This window comes from Lentzea sp. NBRC 102530 (genome assembly GCF_030269365.1).
In the GTDB taxonomy this organism is placed as follows: Bacteria; Actinomycetota; Actinomycetes; order Mycobacteriales; family Pseudonocardiaceae; genus Lentzea.
The window spans coordinates 23529-44729 of sequence record NZ_BSTF01000022.1; the positions used below are offsets into that span (position 1 = coordinate 23529).

22 protein-coding genes are annotated in these 21201 nt (G+C 68.8%); 8 read left to right on the forward strand and 14 right to left on the reverse strand.

All coding sequences use genetic code 11. The features are described from left to right. Positions 1 to 71 precede the first annotated feature (71 nt). Both QSK25_RS39580 and QSK25_RS39585 read left to right on the forward strand, forming a co-directional pair. Entirely contained in the window at positions 72 to 419 is a 348-nt protein-coding gene (locus QSK25_RS39580; protein WP_285646215.1) for an ArsR/SmtB family transcription factor, read from the forward strand. After that, positions 403 to 948 (forward strand): SRPBCC domain-containing protein, encoded by a 546-nt coding sequence (locus QSK25_RS39585; RefSeq protein ID WP_285646218.1) that lies wholly within the window; start codon positions 403 to 405, stop codon positions 946 to 948. Before QSK25_RS39580 ends, QSK25_RS39585 begins: the two co-directional genes overlap by 17 nt. Positions 949 to 1026: 78 nt before the next feature. Here the strand turns inward: QSK25_RS39585 and QSK25_RS39590 are convergent, their stop codons facing one another. The 4 genes from QSK25_RS39590 to QSK25_RS39605 form a co-directional block, all read right to left on the reverse strand. Then, the gene (locus QSK25_RS39590; RefSeq protein WP_285646221.1) at positions 1027 to 1956 is read right to left on the reverse strand and encodes an MBL fold metallo-hydrolase; all 930 of its coding nucleotides are present in this window, start codon (positions 1954 to 1956) and stop codon (positions 1027 to 1029) included. 25 nt (positions 1957 to 1981) lie between these two features. Beyond that, the gene (locus QSK25_RS39595) at positions 1982 to 2410 is read right to left on the reverse strand and encodes a CBS domain-containing protein (RefSeq protein WP_285646224.1); all 429 of its coding nucleotides are present in this window, start codon (positions 2408 to 2410) and stop codon (positions 1982 to 1984) included. 139 nt (positions 2411 to 2549) lie between these two features. Next, positions 2550 to 2711: a hypothetical protein gene (locus QSK25_RS39600; RefSeq protein WP_285646227.1), complete on the reverse strand. Its 162-nt coding sequence runs from the start codon at positions 2709 to 2711 to the stop codon at positions 2550 to 2552. 213 nt (positions 2712 to 2924) lie between these two features. Further along, positions 2925 to 4121 carry a DUF6923 family protein gene (locus QSK25_RS39605; protein WP_502881944.1) on the reverse strand — a complete coding sequence of 399 codons (1197 nt, stop codon included), beginning with the start codon at positions 4119 to 4121 and terminating at the stop codon, positions 2925 to 2927. A gap of 87 nt (positions 4122 to 4208) precedes the next feature. Between QSK25_RS39605 and QSK25_RS39610 the strand changes: the two genes are divergently transcribed. Further along, positions 4209 to 4967: a bestrophin-like domain gene (locus tag QSK25_RS39610; protein ID WP_285646232.1), complete on the forward strand. Its 759-nt coding sequence runs from the start codon at positions 4209 to 4211 to the stop codon at positions 4965 to 4967. On the opposite strand, the gene QSK25_RS39615 is transcribed toward QSK25_RS39610, so the two are convergent. The 3 genes from QSK25_RS39615 to QSK25_RS39625 all read right to left on the reverse strand — a co-directional run bounded on the left by QSK25_RS39615 (position 4964) and on the right by QSK25_RS39625 (position 9131). Then, the gene (locus QSK25_RS39615; RefSeq protein WP_285646234.1) at positions 4964 to 5620 is read right to left on the reverse strand and encodes an EcsC family protein; all 657 of its coding nucleotides are present in this window, start codon (positions 5618 to 5620) and stop codon (positions 4964 to 4966) included. The genes QSK25_RS39610 and QSK25_RS39615 overlap by 4 nt on opposite strands. 28 nt (positions 5621 to 5648) lie before the next feature. Continuing rightward, positions 5649 to 8147 carry a PEP/pyruvate-binding domain-containing protein gene (locus QSK25_RS39620; protein ID WP_285646236.1) on the reverse strand — a complete coding sequence of 833 codons (2499 nt, stop codon included), beginning with the start codon at positions 8145 to 8147 and terminating at the stop codon, positions 5649 to 5651. A gap of 87 nt (positions 8148 to 8234) precedes the next feature. Then, positions 8235 to 9131: an ADP-ribosylglycohydrolase family protein gene (locus QSK25_RS39625; protein WP_285646239.1), complete on the reverse strand. Its 897-nt coding sequence runs from the start codon at positions 9129 to 9131 to the stop codon at positions 8235 to 8237. A gap of 37 nt (positions 9132 to 9168) precedes the next feature. Here QSK25_RS39625 and QSK25_RS39630 point away from each other — a divergent pair, with 37 nt between their 5' ends. Continuing rightward, a complete protein-coding gene (locus tag QSK25_RS39630; RefSeq protein ID WP_285646241.1) occupies positions 9169 to 9954 on the forward strand; it encodes a LysR family transcriptional regulator in 786 nt (261 codons plus the stop codon). On the opposite strand, the gene QSK25_RS39635 is transcribed toward QSK25_RS39630, so the two are convergent. Continuing rightward, positions 9929 to 10480, reverse strand: coding sequence for a hypothetical protein (locus QSK25_RS39635; protein ID WP_285646243.1), 552 nt, complete (start codon positions 10478 to 10480; stop codon positions 9929 to 9931). The two genes, QSK25_RS39630 and QSK25_RS39635, sit on opposite strands and share 26 nt — an antisense overlap. A 98-nt stretch (positions 10481 to 10578) precedes the next feature. Here QSK25_RS39635 and QSK25_RS39640 point away from each other — a divergent pair, with 98 nt between their 5' ends. Beyond that, positions 10579 to 11100 (forward strand): HNH endonuclease, encoded by a 522-nt coding sequence (locus QSK25_RS39640; RefSeq protein ID WP_285646244.1) that lies wholly within the window; start codon positions 10579 to 10581, stop codon positions 11098 to 11100. 90 nt (positions 11101 to 11190) lie between these two features. Here QSK25_RS39640 and QSK25_RS39645 read toward each other — a convergent pair whose 3' ends face one another. The 3 genes from QSK25_RS39645 to QSK25_RS39655 form a co-directional block, all read right to left on the reverse strand. Next, positions 11191 to 14013, reverse strand: coding sequence for a vitamin B12-dependent ribonucleotide reductase (locus QSK25_RS39645; protein WP_285646248.1), 2823 nt, complete (start codon positions 14011 to 14013; stop codon positions 11191 to 11193). A gap of 64 nt (positions 14014 to 14077) precedes the next feature. Next, positions 14078 to 14548: a transcriptional regulator NrdR gene (gene nrdR / locus QSK25_RS39650; RefSeq protein ID WP_089924179.1), complete on the reverse strand. Its 471-nt coding sequence runs from the start codon at positions 14546 to 14548 to the stop codon at positions 14078 to 14080. Positions 14549 to 14821: 273 nt separating this feature from the next. After that, on the reverse strand, positions 14822 to 15106 hold the full coding sequence (locus QSK25_RS39655) for a hypothetical protein (protein WP_285646252.1): 285 nt from the start codon (positions 15104 to 15106) through the stop codon (positions 14822 to 14824). A gap of 222 nt (positions 15107 to 15328) precedes the next feature. On the opposite strand from QSK25_RS39655, the gene lexA reads away from it, so the two are divergent. Further along, on the forward strand, positions 15329 to 16006 hold the full coding sequence (gene lexA / locus QSK25_RS39660; protein WP_502881945.1) for a transcriptional repressor LexA: 678 nt from the start codon (positions 15329 to 15331) through the stop codon (positions 16004 to 16006). Positions 16007 to 16084: 78 nt separating this feature from the next. Here lexA and QSK25_RS39665 read toward each other — a convergent pair whose 3' ends face one another. The 3 genes from QSK25_RS39665 to QSK25_RS39675 are packed head-to-tail and all read right to left on the reverse strand — an operon-like array spanning position 16085 to position 19025. Beyond that, on the reverse strand, positions 16085 to 17041 hold the full coding sequence (locus tag QSK25_RS39665; RefSeq protein WP_352236889.1) for an SdiA-regulated/phytase-like domain-containing protein: 957 nt from the start codon (positions 17039 to 17041) through the stop codon (positions 16085 to 16087). Further along, positions 17038 to 18498 (reverse strand): GTPase HflX, encoded by a 1461-nt coding sequence (gene hflX / locus QSK25_RS39670; protein ID WP_285646254.1) that lies wholly within the window; start codon positions 18496 to 18498, stop codon positions 17038 to 17040. The genes QSK25_RS39665 and hflX overlap by 4 nt, the downstream gene beginning before the upstream one ends. Positions 18499 to 18524: 26 nt before the next feature. Further along, the gene (locus QSK25_RS39675) at positions 18525 to 19025 is read right to left on the reverse strand and encodes an ArsR/SmtB family transcription factor (RefSeq protein WP_285646255.1); all 501 of its coding nucleotides are present in this window, start codon (positions 19023 to 19025) and stop codon (positions 18525 to 18527) included. Between the two features lie 58 nt (positions 19026 to 19083). On the opposite strand from QSK25_RS39675, the gene QSK25_RS39680 reads away from it, so the two are divergent. Next, positions 19084 to 20325: an MFS transporter gene (locus QSK25_RS39680; RefSeq protein WP_285646257.1), complete on the forward strand. Its 1242-nt coding sequence runs from the start codon at positions 19084 to 19086 to the stop codon at positions 20323 to 20325. After that, entirely contained in the window at positions 20318 to 21199 is an 882-nt protein-coding gene (locus QSK25_RS39685; protein WP_285646259.1) for an SMP-30/gluconolactonase/LRE family protein, read from the forward strand. Before QSK25_RS39680 ends, QSK25_RS39685 begins: the two co-directional genes overlap by 8 nt. The last annotated feature ends 2 nt before the right edge of the window (positions 21200 to 21201 follow it).

The following is a 21201-nucleotide window of genomic DNA, read 5'->3' on the forward strand; positions in this document are numbered from 1 at the left end:
GAGGTCGCGGGGCAGCACGCTCGATCAGAGCGCTCGACTTCGATCTCGACAGGTGCTAAAAACCTTACGTAATGAAGTTGCCACATGATGACGACGCCGTCTGGCGCGCCCTGGCGAACCCGCTGAGGCGCGCGATCCTCGACGTCCTGCGCACCGGCCCGCGCACCACGGGTGAGCTGGTCGAGGCGTTGGAGACGAGCCGGCACGTCGTCATGCAGCACCTCGGTGTGCTGCGCGAGGCCGATCTGGTGCTCGTGGAGCCGCGGGGCCGGAAGCGGGTCAACCACCTGAATCCCGTGCCCATCCAGCAGATCCACCAGCGGTGGGTCTCGCACTACGAGCAGGACTGGGCAGCGGCGCTGGTCGGCTTGAAGATCGCGGTCGAGAGCGCCGGACAGGAGGATGAGGACGTTGGCTGAACCGGGCACCGAGCTGGTGCACAGCATCGTGATCGCCGCGCCCATCGAGAAGGTGTGGGCGGAGATCACCAAACTCGACGGCAAGCAGCGCGCGATGATGGACGCCGTCCTCGACTCCGCGCTCGAACCCGGCGCGCCGTTGTACTACCGGTCGACCGACGGCAAGCGGGTCTTCGTCGTCGGCCGCGTCGTCGAGGTCGACCCGCCGCGGCTGCTGTCCCACACGCAACGGCTGACCATGCGCGACGACCCGTGGACCGTGGTCTCGTGGGAGCTCGAGGAAGTCGACGGCGGCACGCGGGTCACGGTGCGCAACTCCGGGTGGCCGGAGGGCGTCAAGCGGCTCGACAAGGTCGACGTCACGTGGAAGGGCATCCTCGTCGCGCTCAAGAAGGTCGTCGAGTCCGGCGACGTCGGCGGCGGCCTGAAGTTGCAGTACGCGATGATGCGCGCCTTCATGTGGGCGATGCCGTCAGGCACCAAGACCGAGAACGTCCCCGAACCGCCCGGCATCGGCCAAGCCGTCTAACACCTGGCTACTGCGAGGCCTTCGGAGTTCGACGACGTCGTCGAACTCCGAAGGGCGAGGCGATGTATTGGATACGGGTCAGGCGTGACAGGCGATGGGTCCGCCGTGCAGCTCCATCATGTCCATCCAGACGCGCGGGAGTTCGAGGCGTTCGGCGAGGGGCTTGCCGTCGAGCTCGTGGTAGGCGCGGTGGAGGTTGCCGACCAGGCGTTCGGACTCCTGCCACGACGAGAAGCGCGACTCCCCCGCCTCGCGGACGACCTCCATCGGTGTCTTGGCGTCGGCGTGGCCGGACGACGCGAGTTCCGCGAGGTAGGTCGTGTAGGCGACGAGGTCGTCGAGGACGCGGGTGATCTCCGGGCCGCGCAGCAGCGGGCCGTGGCCGGGGACGACGACGTCGGCGTCGAACGCGCGGAGGAACTCCAGGGCCGACAGGTAGCCGTGGATGCTTCCCTCGGCCAGGAACGGCTGGCCGCCCGCGAACACGAGGTCGCCGGTGAACAGGACGCGCTCGGCCGGGAGCCACACGACGGTGTCGCCGCGCGTGTGGGCGGGGCCGGGGTGGTGCAGTTCGACGACGCGCGTGCCCAGGTGCAGGGTCAGGGTCGTGGCGTAGGTGAGCGACGGCGGGCGGACCTCGATGTGGCCGTAGTCCGGGCCGGCCAGGACCTGCGAGGCGAGCAGCCCGGCGGTGATGACCTCTTCGCGGCAGGCGTCGTGGCCGATGATCGTGGTCGTCGGCGGGACCAGCCAGTTGCCGAACGTGTGGTCGCCGTGGTGGTGGGTGTTGACCACGTAACTGGGGTCGGCCGGGCACACCGACGCCACCGAGGCGAGCAACGCGCGGTTGCGGGCCTCGGTGGACGTGGTGTCCACGAGCAGGAGCGTGCCGTCGGAGCCGACGACGACGCCCGTGTTGTTGATCATCCAGGAGCCGTCCGGCTGGACGTAGGCGTGCACTCCCGGCGCCACCTCGGCGAGTTCGGGCTGACCGGTGGAAGGTTTCACCCGATCAAGCGTAGTGAGGTGGCGTTCAGCCCTGGGCGATGTACGCCTGCAGCTGGTCGTGCGACTGTTCCAACTGACCGATCCTGCTCTTCACGACGTCACCGATGCTCACGATCCCGACGAGCTCGCCGTCGGAGACGACGGGGACGTGGCGGAAGCGCCGTTCGGTCATCACGACCGTGAGACTGTCCACGGTGTCTGAGGGCGTGCAGGTGAAGACGTCGGCGGTCATGATCGCCGACACGGGTGATGCGAGCAGGTCGACGCCGGTTTCGTGCAACCGGCGCACGACGTCCCGCTCGGACACGATCCCCGCCACGCCGGACGGGCCGACCACGACGATCGCGCCGACGTTGTGTTCGGCGAGCGCTCTGAGCAGTTCGGACACGGGAACGTCCGGGTCGATCGTCGCGACCGCCGATCCCTTGGTCCGCAAAACGTCAGCGATTCTCATCTGGCGCCTCCGATCCTGTCGGTCCGGTAGCAACTCAGGCTAGATCGGATCCGGACAGAACGGGAGATCGAACCACGAAGGGAGCAGGGGGACGCGCTCGATCGCGTCCCCCCGCGGTGTCGCGCCGGTTCGGCGTCGGCTACGCGGTTCCCCCGCGGCGACGGGTCGCGAACTGGCGCGGCTGGACCATCGGTGCCCGCTGTTGCGGCAGCGGGAAGTGCGTCTTCTGGTCCTGCTTGGCCCGCTTCTGCGCACGGCGTGCGGCGCGGTTGCCGGGCTCGGGCTGGCTGGTGTCAGGCATGCGAAAGCCTCCTCACGAAGAGGGCGTGCAAAGGGCACGGCGAAGAGAACGGCCGTGAGAGATCGACCCGCGCGTTGGGTCACCGTGAGAGAGCGCGACGGCATAGGTCGCGAGGGCAGCGTCGAGAGCGCTGCGGAGGTTCATCAGATGAGGAACATGTCCGCAACGCTAGCGACGTCGTCGTCGCACGCCAACTGAATTAACGGCGAAGGGTCAGCCCCGGACCCGTGCTGCCGCGGCACCGGCGCCGAGCATCACGAGGATGACGGTGACCATCGCCCACTTGCGGGACTTGGTCATCGGCGTGGTCTCGGCGGCGAGCGGGAGTTCCTCGCGCGGCTCGGGTCGCTGACGTGCGGCCCGCACCGGAACCGGTTGCTGCGGAACGGAAGGCGGCGGGGGCGTCACCACCGGAGGAGGCGGCGGCTGCTGCAGGACGGGTACGGGCACCGGCGCCGGAGCGGGCACGGGAGGAGCGGGCGGGGGTGGAGGAGCCGGCACCTCCGGGCGTGGTGCGGGAGGTTCGACGCGCGGCGGCATCGGGTTCGGCAGGCAGCCCGCCGCGTCGATCATGCCCATCTGCGGGCCCGTCGACAGCTCCACCGCCGTGGTGCCCGTGATGCGGTACAGGCGGCTGTGGCCCTTATAGCCGTTGTTGATGGCATAGACGGTGCCGGCAGCGTCGATGATGACGGCGCCGTAGGTCGACTTGCCGGGCAACCCGGCGATCTCGGTCCGGCTCAGCACGCGCCCGGACACCGGGTCGAACGACACGACCTCGCCCGGTCCCCAGCCCGCGGCCGACACCCCGGTCAGCTTGCCGCTCACCGGGTCGACGGCGAAGTCGTCGAGCGTCAACGCGGGCCAGTCCAGCACGACGGTCCGCACGATCTTGAGGTACGACGGGCTGGCGGGATCGATGTCGATGGCGTGCAGCCGGGCGGTGTCGCGCACGTAGAACGTGGTGCCGACGACCGCACCTGCGGACACGTCGTCGGTGCGGAACCAGTGCGCCCCAACGGGTCCGAGGTCGTTGACCACGCCCTTCGTGTCGATCAGCACCACATGTGAGGGGTTCTTCCACCAGTGAGGTCCTCTGGCGGTAAGACCAACCAAACGGCCCAACGACGCCGAGTACCCCAATGCGTTCACCGCGTAGTCCAGGCGGGCCACTTCCGTCACCCCACCGGATGACGGTTCCACTTTCGTGAACGACGAGAACCCACCACGATTGGATGAACGTACTTGATAAGCGTCACAGTTCGGCTGCGCGGCCTGAGCAACGGCGCTGGTGAACGGCGCGGAAAGCACCAATAGCGTCGAGACCGCACCCAACGCGAGCGAATCCCGCCGCCACCGGTATGGAGTAGCCCAATACGACAACCGGGTATTTCTGTCGTTGCCGCGCATTCCCACCTGACCATTACTCGTTAACCAGACCGTGCTGTACCGGTCACAGTAGACCGTGGTCTAATCCCACACCAGAAAGGAGCCGAATTGAGCATTTACCTCAGCGGCACGCTCTGGGTTCTCGGTGCTGCCGTCATCTCCGCCGTTCTCGTCGTCATCACTCGCCGGTTCGGCTCGGACGAAGTGAACGAGAAGAACCTCGGCGCGGGCGGTTCGGTGTTCAGCATCGTCGCCGGCCTGCACGCGGTGCTGGCCGCGTTCATCCTGATCTCGCTCTTCGACGCCGCCAACGGCGCGGAGGAGCAGGTGCAGAAGGAGGCGAACGCGCTCGTCGCCGTCGACTGGGCGTCGGACTCCTTGCCGCAGCCCGCGAAGAACAAGGTCGACGAGCTGATCCGCGACTACGTCTCGACCGTCGTGCAGGACGAGTGGCCCCGGATGCGTGAGGGCGAGGCCGTGGACAACAAGGGCTGGCTCCTGTTGAACCAGCTCAGGGACACGATCGCGACCGCCGCACCGGACGGTGGGTGGCAGGAGGACCGCAAGGCCGAGGCCGCGAACCAGCTGTGGGACGTCTACCAGGCGAGGCAGGAACGGCTCGACGCGGCGGACAACGGCGTCAATCCGGTGGTGTGGCTCGCGCTGCTGATCGGCACGGCGCTCTCGTTGCTGTTCCCGTACCTCTTCGGCGGCCCGAACCTGACCTCACAGCTGCTGATCACCGTCACGCTGACCTCGACACTGGTCCTGCTCCTGTTCGCGATCTACCAGTTGCAGAACCCGTTCGACGGCGGTGTTCTCATCCCCTCGGACGCGTTCAGCTCCGCCGTGGACCGACTCAGTTAGCGCGAATCGGTCGTTCCGTCCGCCTCTTCGATCTCCACGTGCAGCACCTCGCCGTCGATCACCTTCGGCAGTGCGTCCGAGTGAGCGAAGTAGCGATTTGCAAATGCTCCGACGGCTCTGGTAGAGGCGGCGTCGACAGTACCGCCGATGACGCCGCCCAACACCGGAACGCCCTTGACGGCGACGGTGCCGAGTTTCTTTGTACCGTATTTTGTGATGAGCGCCGACGCGGCCTTCTTGGTGAACTGCTTGATGCCGACTTTCTTGAACAGCTCGGTTCCGGCATTCCCGAGCAGGCAGAGCAGGATCGCCATCTGCACCTCGTCGCTGTCCACGTCGTGGCCGCGCAACGACGCGATGGACGCGATGAGGTGCGTCTGGATGACGTAGGTGGCCGCGACGTTGGACGGCAGCGAGATCGGCAACGTGATCAGGCCACCGAGGTTCGTGATGAACCCCTGAGCGCCCGCCAGCGCCACGTGCGTGCGGATGAGGTGCTTCACCGCGTCGGCCTCGTCGCCCTTCTTGACGAGCGCGTCGGACGCGGACTCCTTCGCGCTCTTGAACGGCCCGAAGCCGTCCACACCCGCCCGCAGCAGGTAGTCGGCGATGCCCTGCTGGGCCTTGTTCAGCTCACCCTTGGACTCAGCCACAATCCCGACATTACGCGTCCGGCGTCCGTCACGAGACCTCAACGGGCGAGTCGGCCGTGGTCACCGCGCCGGTGCTGCCGTCCACGGTGATCAGTTCCCCCGTCCTGATCCGGGTGACGGCCTCGCGCACGCCCACGACCGCCGGGATCCCGTACTCCCGCGCCACCACCGCACCGTGCGAGTTCGCGCCGCCCATCTCCATCACCAGGCCGCCCGCCGTGAGGAACAGCGGTGTCCAGCCCGGATCGGTCGACGGCGCCACGAGGATCTCGCCGGGTTCGAGGTGGGCGCCGACGGGGTCCATGACGACGCGCGCGACGCCGGTGATCGTGCCCGCCGACGCCGGCGTGCCGACCAGGTCACCCTCGACCGGGCCGCCGTGGTGCACGGCTTCGGGTTCCGTGCCGTCCGACAGCAGCACGCGCGGGATGTGCCTGCGCCGCATCTCGCGGTCGTAGACCTCACGGCGCCGCGCCACCAGCGGGCGCAGGTCCCCGTGCTCCGACCGCATCTCCTCGAAGTTCAGGAAGAACACGTCGTCCGCGGCGTCGAGCCGGTCGGAGGCCACGAGTTCGGTACCGATGGCGGTGATCCGCTTCCTCAGCGCGCCGAACAACGTGATGATCAGGTACTTCGGGTACTCCCTCAGGCCGGCGAGCAACCTGGTGCGGCGCAACGCGAAGCGCACGAACCAGCCGCGTCCCCAGGCGCGCCGGGCGAGCGTCTCGATCATCGCCTCGGCTTCGGCGGCACCCCGTGCGAAGACCGCGTCGGGGTGCGCCTGGTCGTCTTCCAGGCGCAGGAAGTTCCTGACGACGCCGACGACGTGCGCCGGGTCGTCGGACCACCGGGGCAGGCCCAGGTCGATCTCGGCCACGGCCCGGTGACCCCACCGCGCGAGGAAGAGGTCGAGCGCGGCCGGGCGTTCGCCGTTCTGGAACTGCCGCAGCGCGACGGGATCGTGGCGGATCTCCTGCGCCAGGTCCCACATCGCCATGTCCATCTCGGTGGTGATGTTGTTGGGCAGGCCGCGCAGCACGGTCTGCAGCTCCCCCGGCTCGGTCCTCACGACCTTGCCGACGAGGCCGAGCATCGCGAACCCGATCAGGGCGGTCGGCGCGAGCCCCGGCAGCACCGGCACGACGCACTGGCGCAGCGCCTGTTCGATCGTGAGCCGGTCGGACCTCTCCAGGACGTCGCGTTCCATCCGCAACGCGGTCCGCACGGCCTTTTCGGGGTTCACCAATGCTTTCACCGCGGTCACGGGCACGTGGAACCGCCGCGCGAGCCGGAACACGCGCTTGAGGGCGGGAGTCGGCGAGTTGCTCCTGATCGCGAACCTCGGGTCGTCGAACAGGCCGCGCAACACCTCGGAGGAGCGTGCCTCCATCACGGCGAGCAGGCGCGTGATGAACTCGCGGCCGACCTTGCTCCGCAACACCTTGGTGACGTCGAAGAAGATGCGCTCGCCGTTCTCCACATAGGACTGACTCGCCGGATCGCCGATGACGATCTCGAAGGCGGACCTGGCGACCTCCCGGAACGCCGCGCGGCCCATCGGCGTGATCGGGCGTTCGAGGCCCTGGGCGAGGCTGAAGCAGAAGTAGACGTGCGCGCCGCCGTCCGGGTTGTCCGGCAACGGGAACAGCGTCGTGATCGGGCGCGCCTGGGTGAGGTGCAGCTCGCCGTCGTCGTCGATCGCCCACTCGGTGTCCTGCGGTGACCCGTAGTGCGCCTGCACCTTGCGGCCGAGAACGGCGAGCGCGTGGATCTGGCCGTCGGTGAGGCACTGCTCGGCGCTCTCGCCGACGTCGACGTGCTCGGTGCCGCCACCGGGCAGCGAGCGGATGACGAACTTCTTGTCCCCCAGTCGTTTCTCGACGATCTCGCCGCCGTCGACGACGAAGTGGTCGGGGTTGACGGCGCCGGACACGACGGCCTCGCCGAGGCCGGGGCTCGCGTCGATGACGACCTGGTCGCGCTTGCCGGTGACCGGGTTCGCCGTGAACATCACACCGGACACCGCGGACTGCACCATCCGTTGCACGACGACGGCCAGGTAGGTGGTGGTGTGGTCGATGCCGTTCGTCTCGCGGTAGCTGACGGCGCGGTCCGTCCACAACGACGCCCAGCAGCGGCGCACGGCGTCGACCACCGCGTCCTCGCCCACGACGTTGAGGAACGTGTCCTGCTGGCCCGCGAAGCTCGCGAACGGCAGGTCCTCGGCCGTGGCGCTGGATCTCACCGCAACCGGGATGTCGTCGCCGAGTTCGCGGTACTCGGCGACGATCGCGTCCCGGATCTCCTGCGGGACAGGGGTTTCCAGCAACGTTCGGCGGGCGTTCTCCGGCGTCGTGCTCGCGAGCGCGTCGGCCTCGGCCACCTCGCGGTAGGCGTCGGTCGTGACGCAGAAGCCCTGCGGCACCGGCAGGGCAGCCCTGGTGAGCTCACCGAGGTTGGCAGCCTTGCCGCCCACGGTCGCGAGCATCGTGCCGTCGATGGACTTGAAGCCGATCGTGAACGCCATGGCGACCCCTCCAGGTTCTCCCTGAAGAGGAGGGTACGAGGGTTCGGCCAAAAACTCAACACGCGATGAATAAATCGCCCGCCGAGGTCAAAACTCCTGTTCAGCACGGTCGGACCACTCCGGCAGCGGCTCGCGTTCACGCCGCCACTCCTCCGGCGGGTGCGCGACGACGCCCCCGACGATCGCGGCCGTCGTGTCGATGTCGCCACCCGCCCGGACGCACGTGGTGACGGCGGCGCGGTAGTCGCCGAGGTGGCGGGCGGCGGCCCAGAGCGCGAACGGGACGGTGTCCTGGGCCGTCACGCGCGAGCCGTTGCCGAGCACGTACGCGGCCTCCTCGGCGGTGCCGATCTTGCGCGCCTTCTCGATCCCCTTGCGCACGAAGGAGTCTTCGAGGTGGTCGAGCACCTCGCCGAGCAGATCACACGGCGGCGAGCCCGTCAGCCGGGCCCTAGCCGCGATCGCCGAAGCGTGCGCCACGGCGAGGCCGCCCAGGACGCCCTCGGGGTGCTGGTGCGTCACCTCGCTGGCCCGGATCGCTTGTGCCGTCACGGTTTTCGGGTCGTCGGCGAAGTACGCGCCGAGCGGTGCGATCCGCATCGCGGCGCCGTTGCCGCACGAACCCTGGCCGTCGAACGCGCTGGAGGCCGCGTCTTTCCACGGGGTGCCCTGACGGATCTTGCGCAGGATGGTGAACGCACCGGCGCCGTAGCCGCGGTAGGGCTCGCAGCGTTCGGAGAACGTGGTGGCGAGGCGGGTCTGGTCGACCTCGCCGTGGTCACGCAGTTCGGTGACGAGGTTGCAGGCCATTTCGGTGTCGTCGGTCCACTCCCACGGGCCCCGCGGCGGCTTGCCAGCCACGAGGTCGGGCAACGAGCGGCCGACCATGAAGAACTGAGCGCCCAGAGCGTCGCCGACGGAGAGTCCGTCGAGCGAGGCGTATGCGAGGTCCAGGCGCGCACGAGTGTGCAGAACTATGCGCATCACCTGCGATTTTACCGGTTTGGCCTACGCTGGGCACATGGATTTGGACCTCCGGAAGCTGCGCTATTTCGTTGCTGTGGCGGAGCATCTGAACTTCGGCCGCGCGGCGGAGGCGTTGCACATCGCGCAGCCGGTGTTGTCGCGGCAGATCCGTGCTTTGGAGGCCGAGCTCGGCGCGCAACTGTTCGACCGGTCGTCGTCGGGCACGGTTCTGACGGCTTCCGGTGTGCGGCTGCTGGACGACGCACGGCCGTTGCTCGCGCAGGCTTCGGCGTTGCTGCGGCGGGTGGGGTCCGAGTCGTTCACCGTCGGGTTCATGCCGGGGCTGATCGTGACGCCCGCGGTGCGGGTGCTGGCCGCGCGGCATCCCGGGGTGCGGATCGACGTGCTGCGCACGACGTGGGAGGACCAGGCCGAGGTGATCCACGACGGGCGCGTCGACGTCGGGTACGTGCGGTTGCCCGTGCCTCTCGACGGACTTCGGTGCCTGCCGCTGTTCACCGAGCCGCGTGTTGCGGTGTTGCCCGCGTCGCATCGGCTGGCGGGCAAGGAAAGCGTGCTGGAGGCGGACCTCGCCGGGGAACGGCGCGTGCACCACGCCACCATGCCGGAGATCCGGACCGTCGAGGAGAAGCTGGAGCACGTCGCGTTGCACGGCGGTGTGGCCGTGTTGCCGTTGTCGACGGCGGTGTTCTACTCGCGCGAGGACCTCGTGCACGTGCCGGTCTCGGACATGGCACCGGATGAGGTCGCGCTGGCGTGGGCGGCGCACCGGCAGACGCCGCTGCTCACCGAGTTCATCGCGATAGCCCAGCAGGTGTGAAGACGAAGCTGTCGCGGAAGCCGCCGTCGCCGCGCCGCGTCGCCATCAGCCGCAGCTCCGGCATGAAGTGGAAGAACACCAGCGAGCCCGAACGGTCCGGGTAGCCGAGCGTCTTCGAGTACTTGGGGTTCGTGCCGCCCAGCCACAACGGCGGCTCACCGTACTCGGCGATGACGTCGTCGAGCAGGCAGTCCCGCTCCCCCAGCACACCGGGGATGCGGCTGTCGGCGTCGAGGCTCAGCCAGCCCTGGCGGTGCGCGAGGTCCGCGTACACCGACGCCATGACGTCCTCGCTGCGGTGGCCGAGGGCCTCGTGGACCGCGCCGCTCACCATCGCCGCGTTGGCCGCGCCGCGCTTCACCAGCGCGTCGAGCTCGTTCTGCCACCGGTCGGTGCGGTCGTCGGCGAACGCCAACGCGTCGAGCAGGGTGAGGATCACCGCCTCACCGCCGTACATGCCGGGACGCCGGACAGCGGCGTTGAGCTGACCGAGCAGGTACCGGCGCAAGTCGTCGAACGAAGGCATCTCTCCCCCTTACTGCGAGATGTTCTATCAGTTGCGAGTGGGTGAAACGGAATCGCCTTCGTCACCGACAGGGGAAGCAACGCCTGGGGAAGGATCACATGCGCATCAGCAACCAGCAGATCGTCGCGTACTGGGTCGAGCACGAGGTCGACCTCGTCATCGACTGGAGCACAGCACACGAGAGATGCTGGCGCTGCGGTTACAGGTCCTCGCTGGAGCAACACCTCGTGGTGCCCGCGTCGATGGGTGGCGGCCGCACCACGGACAACGTCGTGCTGCTGTGCGGGCGCTGCGTCAGCGAGTCGCCGAGCCACGTGGATCCGCAGTACCTGTGGCGGTGGCTGCGCGCGACGTCGACGTCGTCGTTCGACACGTACTGGACGTTGCGCGGCTGGGAGGAGTTCGAGGTCATCTTCGGGCGCAAGCCGCTGGAGTGCTTCAAGGAGGCCCCGGTCGACCACCGGTCGCTGAACGCGGAGTGCCGGGCTCTGGCGGCGGACGAGTTCGCGAAGACCGTGGTGCGGTTCGGGGAGGGGCGGCTCAACCCGTCGACCATCGCCTGCGTGATCGCGGAGGTCGAGAAGAAACTGGCGGACCGCCACGGCATCGCACTGCCGTGACGACCCGCCACTTCTGTTACAGCGTCTAACTATCGTGACTGGCTGTCAGCGTCTGCCCCTGCCTCCAGCGGCAGGGGCAGACGGACGCGATCAGCTGCAGCCGGAGGTGCTGCCGCAGCCCTCGCACAGGTAGCACGAGCCGGCCGGACGCATCTTCGTGCCACAGGTCATGCACAGCGGCGCGTCCGCGGCCTTGCCCAGGTGCAGCTCCAGCAGCTCGGTCGAGCTGCCGACCTGCTTCGGCGCGGCGGCCTCGACCTCGACGGCCGGGGCGGCCTCGACGGAGCCGCGCAGGCCCTCGAGGTCCACGTCGGACGACGCCGGGGCGCCGTACTCGCTGGCGACCTGGGCCGAGCGCTCGTCGGCGGTGAAGATGCCGAGCTGCGCGCGCTTGTCGTACGGCAGGTAGTCGAGCGCCAGGCGGCGGAACAGGTAGTCGAGCACCGAGGTGGCGATGCGGACGTCCGGGTCGTCGGTCATGCCCGCCGGCTCGAAGCGCAGGTTCTGGAACTTCGAGACGTAGAACTCGAGCGGGATGCCGTACTGCAGGCCCACCGAGATGGACATCGAGAACGCGTCCATCACGCCGGCGAGCGTGGAGCCCTGCTTGCCGAGCTTGACGAAGATCTCGCCGAGGCCGTTGTCCGGGTACGAGCCGGCGTGCAGGTAGCCCTCGGCGCCGCCGACGGTGAACGACACGGTCTGCGACGGGCGCTTCTTCGGCAGGCGCTTGCGGACCGGGCGGTACTCGACGACCGTCTCGGACTTCTTCTCCTCGGCGGCCTTCGCGGACTTGCCGGCCGAGAGCGGCTGGCCCACCTTGCAGTTGTCGCGGTAGATCGCGAGCGCCTTCAGGCCGAGCTTCCAGCCCTGGTAGTAGATCTCCTCGACGTCCTCGACCGTCGCCGTCTCCGGCATGTTGACGGTCTTGGAGATCGCGCCGGACAGGAACGGCTGGGTGGCCGCCATCATCCGCACGTGGCCCATGGGCGCGATGGAACGCTCGCCCATGGCGCAGTCGAAGACCTCGTAGTGCTCGCGGCGCAGGCCCGGCGCGTCGACGACGTGGCCGTGCTCGCCGATGAACTCGACGATCGCCTCGATCTGCTCGTCCAGGTAGCCCAGCGCCTTGAGGGCGCGCGGCACCGTCTGGTTGACGATCTGCATCGAGCCGCCGCCGACGAGCTTCTTGAACTTGACCAGGGCCAGGTCCGGCTCGATACCGGTGGTGTCGCAGTCCATCATCAGGCCGATGGTGCCGGTGGGGGCCAGCACGGACGCCTGGGCGTTGCGCCAGCCGTTCTTCGCGCCGATCTCCAGGGCCTGCTGCCAGGCCTCGGTGGCGACCTTGTGCACCGCGGAGTCGTTCGCGTGGTAGGTGCGGATCAGGTCGTTGGCGGCGGCGTGCTTGCGCATGACGCGCTGGTGCGCGGTGGCGTTGCGCTTGTAGCCGTCGTAGGCGCCGACGAAGCCCGCGAGCTCCGCGGAACGGCGGTACGAGACACCCGTCATCAGCGAGGTGATGGTCGCGGCGAGCGCGCGGCCGCCCTCGGAGTCGTACGCGTGGCCGGTCGCCATCAGCAGCGCGCCGAGGTTGGCGTAGCCGATGCCGAGCTGGCGGAACTTGCGGGTGGTGTCCGCGATCGGCTCGGTCGGGAAGTCCGCGAAGCAGATCGAGATGTCCATCGCGGTGATGATCAGCTCGACGGCCTTGGCGAACGTGACGGCGTCGAAGCGGCCGTCGTCGCCGAGGAACTTCATCAGGTTGAGCGACGCGAGGTTGCAGCTGGAGTTGTCCAGGTGCATGTACTCGGAGCACGGGTTGGACGCGGTGATGCGGCCCGACTCGGGGCAGGTGTGCCAGTCGTTGATCGTGTCGTCGTACTGGATGCCGGGGTCGGCGCACTCCCAGGCGGCCTTCGCCAGCTTGGTGAACAGGCCCTTGGCGTCGATGCGCTCGATGACCTCGCCGGTCTGACGGCCGCGCAGACCGAAGTCGCCGCCGCTCTCGTAGGCGTGCATGAACTCGTCCGAGACGCGGATCGAGTTGTTCGCGTTCTGGTACTGCACCGACACGATGTCCGCGCCGCCGAGGTCCATGTCGAACCCGGCGTCGCGCAGCGCGCGGATCTTGTTCTCTTCCTTCGCCTTGGTCTCGATGAACTCCTCGACGTCCGGGTGGTCCACGTCGAGGACGACCATCTTGGCCGCGCGGCGGGTGGCGCCACCGGACTTGATGGTGCCCGCGGACGCGTCGGCGCCGCGCATGAACGACACCGGGCCCGACGCGGTGCCGCCGGAGGACAGCAGCTCCTTCGACGAACGGATGCGCGAGAGGTTCAGGCCGGCGCCGGAGCCGCCCTTGAAGATCAGGCCCTCCTCGCGGTACCAGTTGAGGATCGACTCCATCGTGTCGTCGACCGCGAGGATGAAGCACGCGCTGACCTGCTGCGGCGAGCTCGTGCCGACGTTGAACCACACCGGCGAGTTGAAGCTGAACACCTGGTGCAGGAGCATGTAGGTGAGCTCGTGCTCGAAGATCTCGGCGTCCGCGTCACCGGTGAAGTAGCCGTGCTCCTTGCCGGCGCCCACGTACGTCTTCACGACGCGGTCGATCAGCTGGCGCAGCGACTGCTCGCGCTTCTCGCTGCCGACGGCACCGCGGAAGTACTTGCTGGTGACGATGTTGGTGGCGTTCACCGACCACGACTCGGGGAACTCGACACCGCGCTGCTCGAAGTTCACCGAGCCGTCGCGCCAGTTCGTCATGACGACGTCGCGGCGCTCCCACGTGACCTCGTCATAGGGGTGGCGGCCTTCGGTGGTGTAGACGCGCTGGACCTTCAGCGCGGCAGGCTTGGCAGCCGCCCGTGCGGCTGTCTTCTTGGCTGAGCCGCCGACGGTCTCGGTCACGGTGGATCTCCCTCGTGCTGGTGCTTAGAAAGATGGTTGCCGCGCGCGCTTAAGTGCGCGCGGATCACTGCTCGGCCGGTGCTTCCTCGGCACGCGCAGTGCGAAGATCAAGAATTTCCTTCTCGAAGTCCTCGACGGACGAGAAGGACCTGTAAACGCTCGCGAAGCGCAGATAAGCGACCTCGTCGAGCTCACGCAGGGGGCCGAGAATGGCGAGACCGACCTCGTGACTCGCGATTTCCGCGCACCCCGTCGACCGGATCGACTCTTCCACCTGCTGTGCGAGCACCTGGAACGCGTCCTCGTCGACCGGGCGGCCCTGGCACGCCCTGCGCACGCCGACGACCACCTTGTCGCGGCTGAACGGCTCCGTCACCCCGGAGCGCTTGACCACGGCGAGAACCGCTTCTTCGACCGTGGTGAACCGGCGGCTGCAGCTGTTGCAGGAGCGCCGACGACGGATCACCTGTCCCTCGTCGACCTCGCGGGAGTCGACCACCCGCGAGTCCGAATGGCGGCAGAACGGACACCGCACGCCACCTCACCCCTTCCCCCGCGCAGCATCCGACGCAGCAGCCTCACTGGTCGGGTTACCCACAACCTGTGGACTACTTACAACGGTGCAACCACTAGATGTAGGGGTAGAACCTAGATCGCGGCGGACGGCAACGCAACTCGACACGGCGCGTCGCGTGTCACCCTGTTGGGCGAACCGGCGACGATCAGCGGCGATTACGCAAAAATGCCCGCCGGTGACGGAGCGTCCACGTCACCTGCGGGCAGCGAAACACAAGATGTAGGGGCAGACCTACGGGGTGACCCCCGCCTGCTGTAGGTAGAGGACGCCGAGCGCGACCACCGTGAGTGCGCTCAAGACGCCGACCGCGACCAGTTCGAACAACGACTCGCGCTGCGGACGGACCTCGCACGAGCTGGACTCGCGCTTGGCCGGGACGACGACGGGGTGCGGCCTCGTGGCGGGTCGCCGCGGCATGACCCGGGGACCCGAACGGAGTGGACGACCTGCTGCGACATCCGCGTCCTCAGCAACGCGCAACCGCTTCTCGACGAGCACCGCCATCACGACCTCCATCGCAGGTCAGCCACCTTGATCGAACAGGGGTTCGATCGAACGTCCGTGCGAATTTCTACCAGACCGACTCCTCGAACGCCACAACACGCGCCCAAATACCTCGAACAGGTGTTTGATCTGTGCAGCAAACACGACTACCGTCGACCACGAAGATCGACGGAGGCCGGAATCCCATTCGAACTGGGGGCGGCGAGGAGGACAGCGACCGTGGCAGGCAAGACGATCGACCCGGACCCCGCTCTCGTGGAGACAGAGGTAAGCGAGATCGCGGGAAACGCCGGCCTGACTTTGCGGCAGCGCAAGGTGCTCGACGTGATTCGCGATTGGGTCGACCGTTTCGGTTACCCGCCGAGCGTGCGCGAGATCGGTGAGGCCGTCGGCCTGACGTCGACCTCGTCGGTCGCCTACCAGCTGCGCGCGTTGGAGCGGAAGGGCTTCCTGCGCCGCGACCCCAACCGGCCGCGCGCGGTCGGGATGCTGCCCACCGAGATCGACCCCGGTCTCGACCCGATGTCCAAGCCGACGCCCGCGTACGTGCCGATGGTCGGCCGGATCGCCGCCGGTGGCCCGATCCTGGCGGAGGAGTCGATCGAGGACGTGTTCCCGCTGCCGCGCGAGATCGTCGGTGAGGGCGAGCTGTTCCTGCTGCGCGTCGTCGGTGACTCGATGATCGACGCCGCGATCACCGACGGCGACTGGGTCGTGATCCGCAAGCAGCCCACGGCCGACCAGGGCGAGATCGTCGCCGCCATGATCGACGGCGAGGCGACGGTGAAGACGTTCAAGCGCAAGGACGGCCACGTGTGGCTGATGCCGCACAACACGGCCTACCAGCCGATCAACGGTGACGAGGCCACCATCCTGGGCAAGGTCGTGACCGTGCTCAGGCGCCTTCCGTAGCTCACGGCAGACCGATGCCCCGGCACTGATATATCGGATATCAGTGCCGGGGCATCGTCGTGTGGTCAGGCCCCGAGTTCAGGCACGGCGGCGCAGGCGCAGGCCGATGACGAGGGCGGCGACGAGCACGAGGCCGCCCAGGGTCAGCGCCAGCGGCCAGTTCTGCCAGGAGCCGGCCGGCGCTTCCGACGACGTCGACTGCTGCTCGGCCGCCGCGGGCGGAGGCGTCGTGGTCGTCGGCGGCGGTGGCTGGGCCAGGGCCGCGGCACCCGCGACGGCCCGGATCGGGGTGCCGACGCCTTCGGAGGCGGACAGCAGGGTGCCGTCCGGGTCGAACGCGACGGCCTCGCCCTGGGGTTCGTCCGGCAGGGGGACGCGGACGGGGTCGCCGGCCAGGGCCTTGACGATGTCGCCGTCCGGGACCGGGTAGAGGTACGCGTCGGTGTAGGTGCGCAGCGCGATGACGGAGCCGTCGGCGGTCTGGGCGGCACCGGTCACGAGACGCGAGTCGAGGGTGCCTTCGAGCGGGCCGCCCGGGGTGTCGGTCGTCGACAACGACACGCGCGCGACCTGCTCCATCGGAACTGGTACATCGGTTCGCAGGGGACCCGTCGGGCGATATACCAGTGCGGAACCCAGGGGTTCCTTGGTGACGATGTACGGCGTCCCGGACTTGTCGACGATCAACGCCTCGGCGTCGTGCTTGCCGTCCGGGTAGGTCAGGCGGTACCGCTCCACGGCACCCGAGGGCGAGACCTTGTGCAGGGCCACCGTGGGGCGGGACTTGCCGTTGTCGCCGGTGTCGGACGCCCAGAGGGTGCCGTCCGGCGTCATCGCCAGGTCCTCGACGTCGAACGGGTCGACGGGCGCGGTGATCGTGCGCTTCACGACGCAGTCGCGACCCGTGACCTGGATGCGCAGCGTGCCGTTGTCGCTGTCGCTGACGGCGAAGAAGTCGGTGCCGTTGGACGTGAGCCCGGAGAGCTCCTGCATTGCTACCGGGCACACGTCCACCGGCGGAGGCGGGAGGATCAAGCAGGCGTCCCGTTCGTCGCGAACTCCTCGAGGACGCCGGCGAGGTCCGGGCGCACGCGGGCGGACAGCAGCGTGCCCGACTCCGTGTGCTTCTCGGACAGCACCTCGCCGTCGCGGTGCACGCGGGCGACGACCTCGCCGCGCGCGTACGGCACGAGCGCCTCGACGACGACCTCGGGACGCGGCATCAGCTCGGCGATGCGCACCCGCAGTTCCTCGATGCCGAGGCCCGCGTGCGCCGACACGAACGACGCGTCCGGGAACAGGTGGCGCAGCCGCGCCATGCCCAGGTCGCCCACCGCGTCGATCTTGTTCACGACGAGCAGCTCGCGCGGCATCGGCGTGCCGGACTCCTCGTTGATCTCGGCGAGGACCTCGCGCACGGCCTTGACCTGCTTCTCCGGCATGGCGTCGGAGCCGTCGACCACGTGCACGAGCAGGTCGGACCCGCCGACCTCCTCGAGCGTGGAGCGGAACGCCTCGACCAGCTGGTGCGGCAGGTGCCGGACGAAGCCGACCGTGTCGGTCAGCGTGTACGGCAGGCCTTCCGGCGTCAGCGCGCGGCGGGTCGTCGGGTCGAGGGTGGCGAACAGCGCGTCCTCCACCAGCACGCCCGCGCCCGTCAACGCGTTGAGCAGCGACGACTTGCCCGCGTTCGTGTAGCCCGCGATGGCGACGCTCGGGATCTCGTTCGCCGTGCGGCGGCCCCGCTTGGTCTCGCGGATGACGCCGATCGCGGCGATCTCGCGGCGCAGCTTGGCGATGCGCGCGCGGATCCGGCGCCGGTCGGTCTCGATCTTGGTCTCACCGGGACCGCGCAGACCCACACCGCCGTTGCCGCCACCGGCGCGACCACCGGCCTGCCGCGACAACGTCTCACCCCAGCCGCGCAGGCGGGGCATCAGGTACTGCAGCTGGGCCAGCTCGACCTGCGCCTTGCCCTCCTTGGACCGCGCGTGCTGCGCGAAGATGTCCAGGATCAGCGCGGTGCGGTCGATGACCTTGACCTTGAGCTTCTCCTCCAGCTGCCGCAGCTGGCCGGGCGAGAGCTCACCGTCGCAGATCACCGTGTCCGCGCCGGTCGCCTGCACGACGTCGCGCAGTTCGGAGACCTTGCCGGAACCGATGTACGTCGCGGCGTCCGGCTTGTCCCGGCGTTGCACGACGCCTTCCAGCACCTCGGACCCCGCGGTCTCGGCGAGGCGGGCCAGCTCGGCCATCGACGCGTCGGAGTCCGCCGCGGTGCCCTCGGTCCACACCCCGACGAGCACGACCCGCTCCAGGCGAAGCTGGCGGTACTCGACCTCGGTGACGTCCTCGAGCTCGGTGGACAGCCCGGCGACGCGGCGCAGTGCGGCGCGCTCGGCGAGTTCGAAGTCACCGGTCGAGAAGTCGTCCTCGTCCCAGGTGCTGTCGAACTCCGGGTCGAACTCTGTGCTCTGGATGTTTTCCGTCATTTGCCCTTCATCGTCCCACGGACAGTTCAGTCCCCCGGATACACCGCGAGGTAGATCGCCACACGGGGAACATCCGGCTTGACCGGTTGCGCGGCCAGCTCATCCATCAACGACGCGAGCCGCTGCTTTAGTTCCTCCGGGTCGACGGTGACGACCAGGCGGCTCTGCTCCACGTCACTGAGCCCGATGTCGGCAACCTCGCCGAGGAAAGCGTGCAACATCGCCTCGCCGACGGCGACCGCATTTTCGCTGTTGTCGAGCTGCCAGGACAGCCCTGTCGACCGGTAGGGGATTTCTTTCGCCCCCCGGTTGCCCGCGCGCGGCGGCATCGCCTCGAGGAATCCGGCGGCGACGAGCTTGCGGACGTGGTGCAGCGTCGTGGCCGGGTCCTTGCCGAGGCGTTCGGCCAGCTCCTTGTTCGTGAGCGGGCGGTCGAACGTCAGGCGGATCATCCGAATCCGCAGCTCAGAGCTCAGCGCGGCGGCTTCCTCCTGCGTCGCGGGGCGTCGCTTCCCGGAGAGTGGCACGACTCCAGTGTAGGCGAGCGATTGACAGTTTCCAATCACTCAGCGCAGACTCGCCGCCATGACGCTTTGGGGGCATCAGGACTTCCGCCGGCTGTGGGTCGGAGACACGATCAGCCAGTTCGGCGTGAGCATCGGCATCACGGTCATCCCGCTGCTCGCGGCCGGCGCGCTGCACGCGACGCCCTTCGAGATGGGCCTGCTGGCCGCGGCGAGCACGATGGCGTTCCTGCTGATCGGACTGCCCGCGGGCGTCTGGGTCGACCGGATGCGGCGCAAGCCCCTGATGATCGCGATGGACGTCGTGCGCGCCGCGTTGATGCTGAGCGTGCCGGTCGCGTGGTGGATGGGCGTGCTCGACCTGCCGCAGCTGGTCGTCGTGAGCCTCGCGATCGGGGTCTGCACGGTCTTCTTCGACGTCGCCTACCAGTCGTACCTGCCGTCGCTGGTGGGTCGCGAGCAACTCGTCGAGGGCAACTCGAAGCTCCAGGCCAGCCTGTCCGTGGCCGACGTGTCGGGGCCTGCGATCGGCGGGTACGTGGCGCAGTTCCTCGGCGCCGCGAACGGCGTGCTCGCGACCGGGCTGGGCTACCTGAGCTCGGCGTTCTTCCTGTTCCGGATCAAGGCGGCGGAGCCTGCGCCGGAACGCCACCCCGACCCGCACCTGCGCCGTGAGGTCGTGGAGGGGCTGAGGTTCGTCTTCGGCAACCCCACCCTGCGCAAGATCGTGGCCTGCACCGGCACGTCGAACTTCTTCCACGGCATCCAGAACGCCGTCAGCGTGCTGTTCCTGCTGCGGGTCGCGGGACTGAGCGAGGGCACCGCGGGCCTGGTCTTCAGCGCGAGCGGCGTCGGCGGGGTGCTCGGCGCGGTGGTCGCGCACCGGCTCGGCGTCCTGCTCGGGCAGGCGCGGCTGATCTGGCTCGTGCCGCTGCTGACCTGGCCGTTCGTGTTGCTGATGCCGTTCACCAAGCCCGGCTGGGGCATCGCGTTCGCGATGGCCGGACTCGCGGTGAGCGCGTTCGGCGTCGTCGTCTACAACGTCGGCCAGGTGAGCTACCGGCAGGCGATCTGCCCCGACCACCTGCTGGGGCGGATGAACGCCTCGATCCGGTGGGTCGTGTGGGGCGCGACGCCGCTGGGCGCCTTGCTCGGCGGCGGGCTCGGGTCGTGGATCGGGATCGTGCCGACGCTGTGGGTGTCGCTGGTCGGTTCCGTCGCCGGGATGCTGTGGGTGCTGTTCTCGCCGTTGCGGACTATGCGGGACCTGCCCACCACGGCTAGCGTCGAGGCGCATGGCTGACACGAAGGTTGTGCGGGACGGTCTGCACTTCGGCGAGGGGCCGCGGCGCGGCCCCGACGGGCGCCTCTACTACTCGGACTTCTACGCGGGCGAGGTGCACGCCCTCGACCTCGCGACGGGTGACGACGAGGTCGTCGTCGCCTTCGACGGGCAGCCCTCGGGCCTCGGCTCGCTGCCCGACGGACGCCTGCTCGTCGTCTCGATGCTCGACCGGACGGTGCGCCGGCTGGAGGGCGACGACCTCGTCGTCCACGCCGATATATCGGATATCGCGACCTTCCACGCCAACGACATGCTCGTCGACGGCGAGGGCCGCGCGTACGTCGGCAACTTCGGGTTCGACCTGCACGGCCTGATCGACGAGGTCGGCATCCCGCGCCTGCTCGAACCCGACTTCGACCCGCTGGGCGCCTCGCTCGCGCTCGTGCGGCCCGACGGTTCCGTCGGCGTCGTCGCCGAGGACCTCAAGTTCCCGAACGGCATGGCGCTGCTGCCCGATCCGGCCGGCGAGTCGGAGAGCGGCCAGATCCTCGTCGTCGCCGAGACCGTCGCGTTCAAGCTCACCGCGTTCTCGGTCGACCTCGACGGGTCGTTGCGCGGCCGCAGGACGTGGGCCGACGTCAAGGAGTTCGGGATCGCGCCGGACGGGATCGCGGGCGACGGTGACGGCGTGTGGGTGGCGCCGGCGTTGCAGCCCGCGGTGTTCCGGGTGACCGAGGGCGGCACGATCACGCACCGGGTCGAGACGACGCAGACGGTGTTCGCCGTCGCCGTCGTCGGCGAACGGCTGGTGTGCCTGACCGCGCCCGACTCGAACCCGAAGGTGGTCAAGCCCGAACGGCTCGGGAAGATCGAGGTCTACGACCTGAACTGATG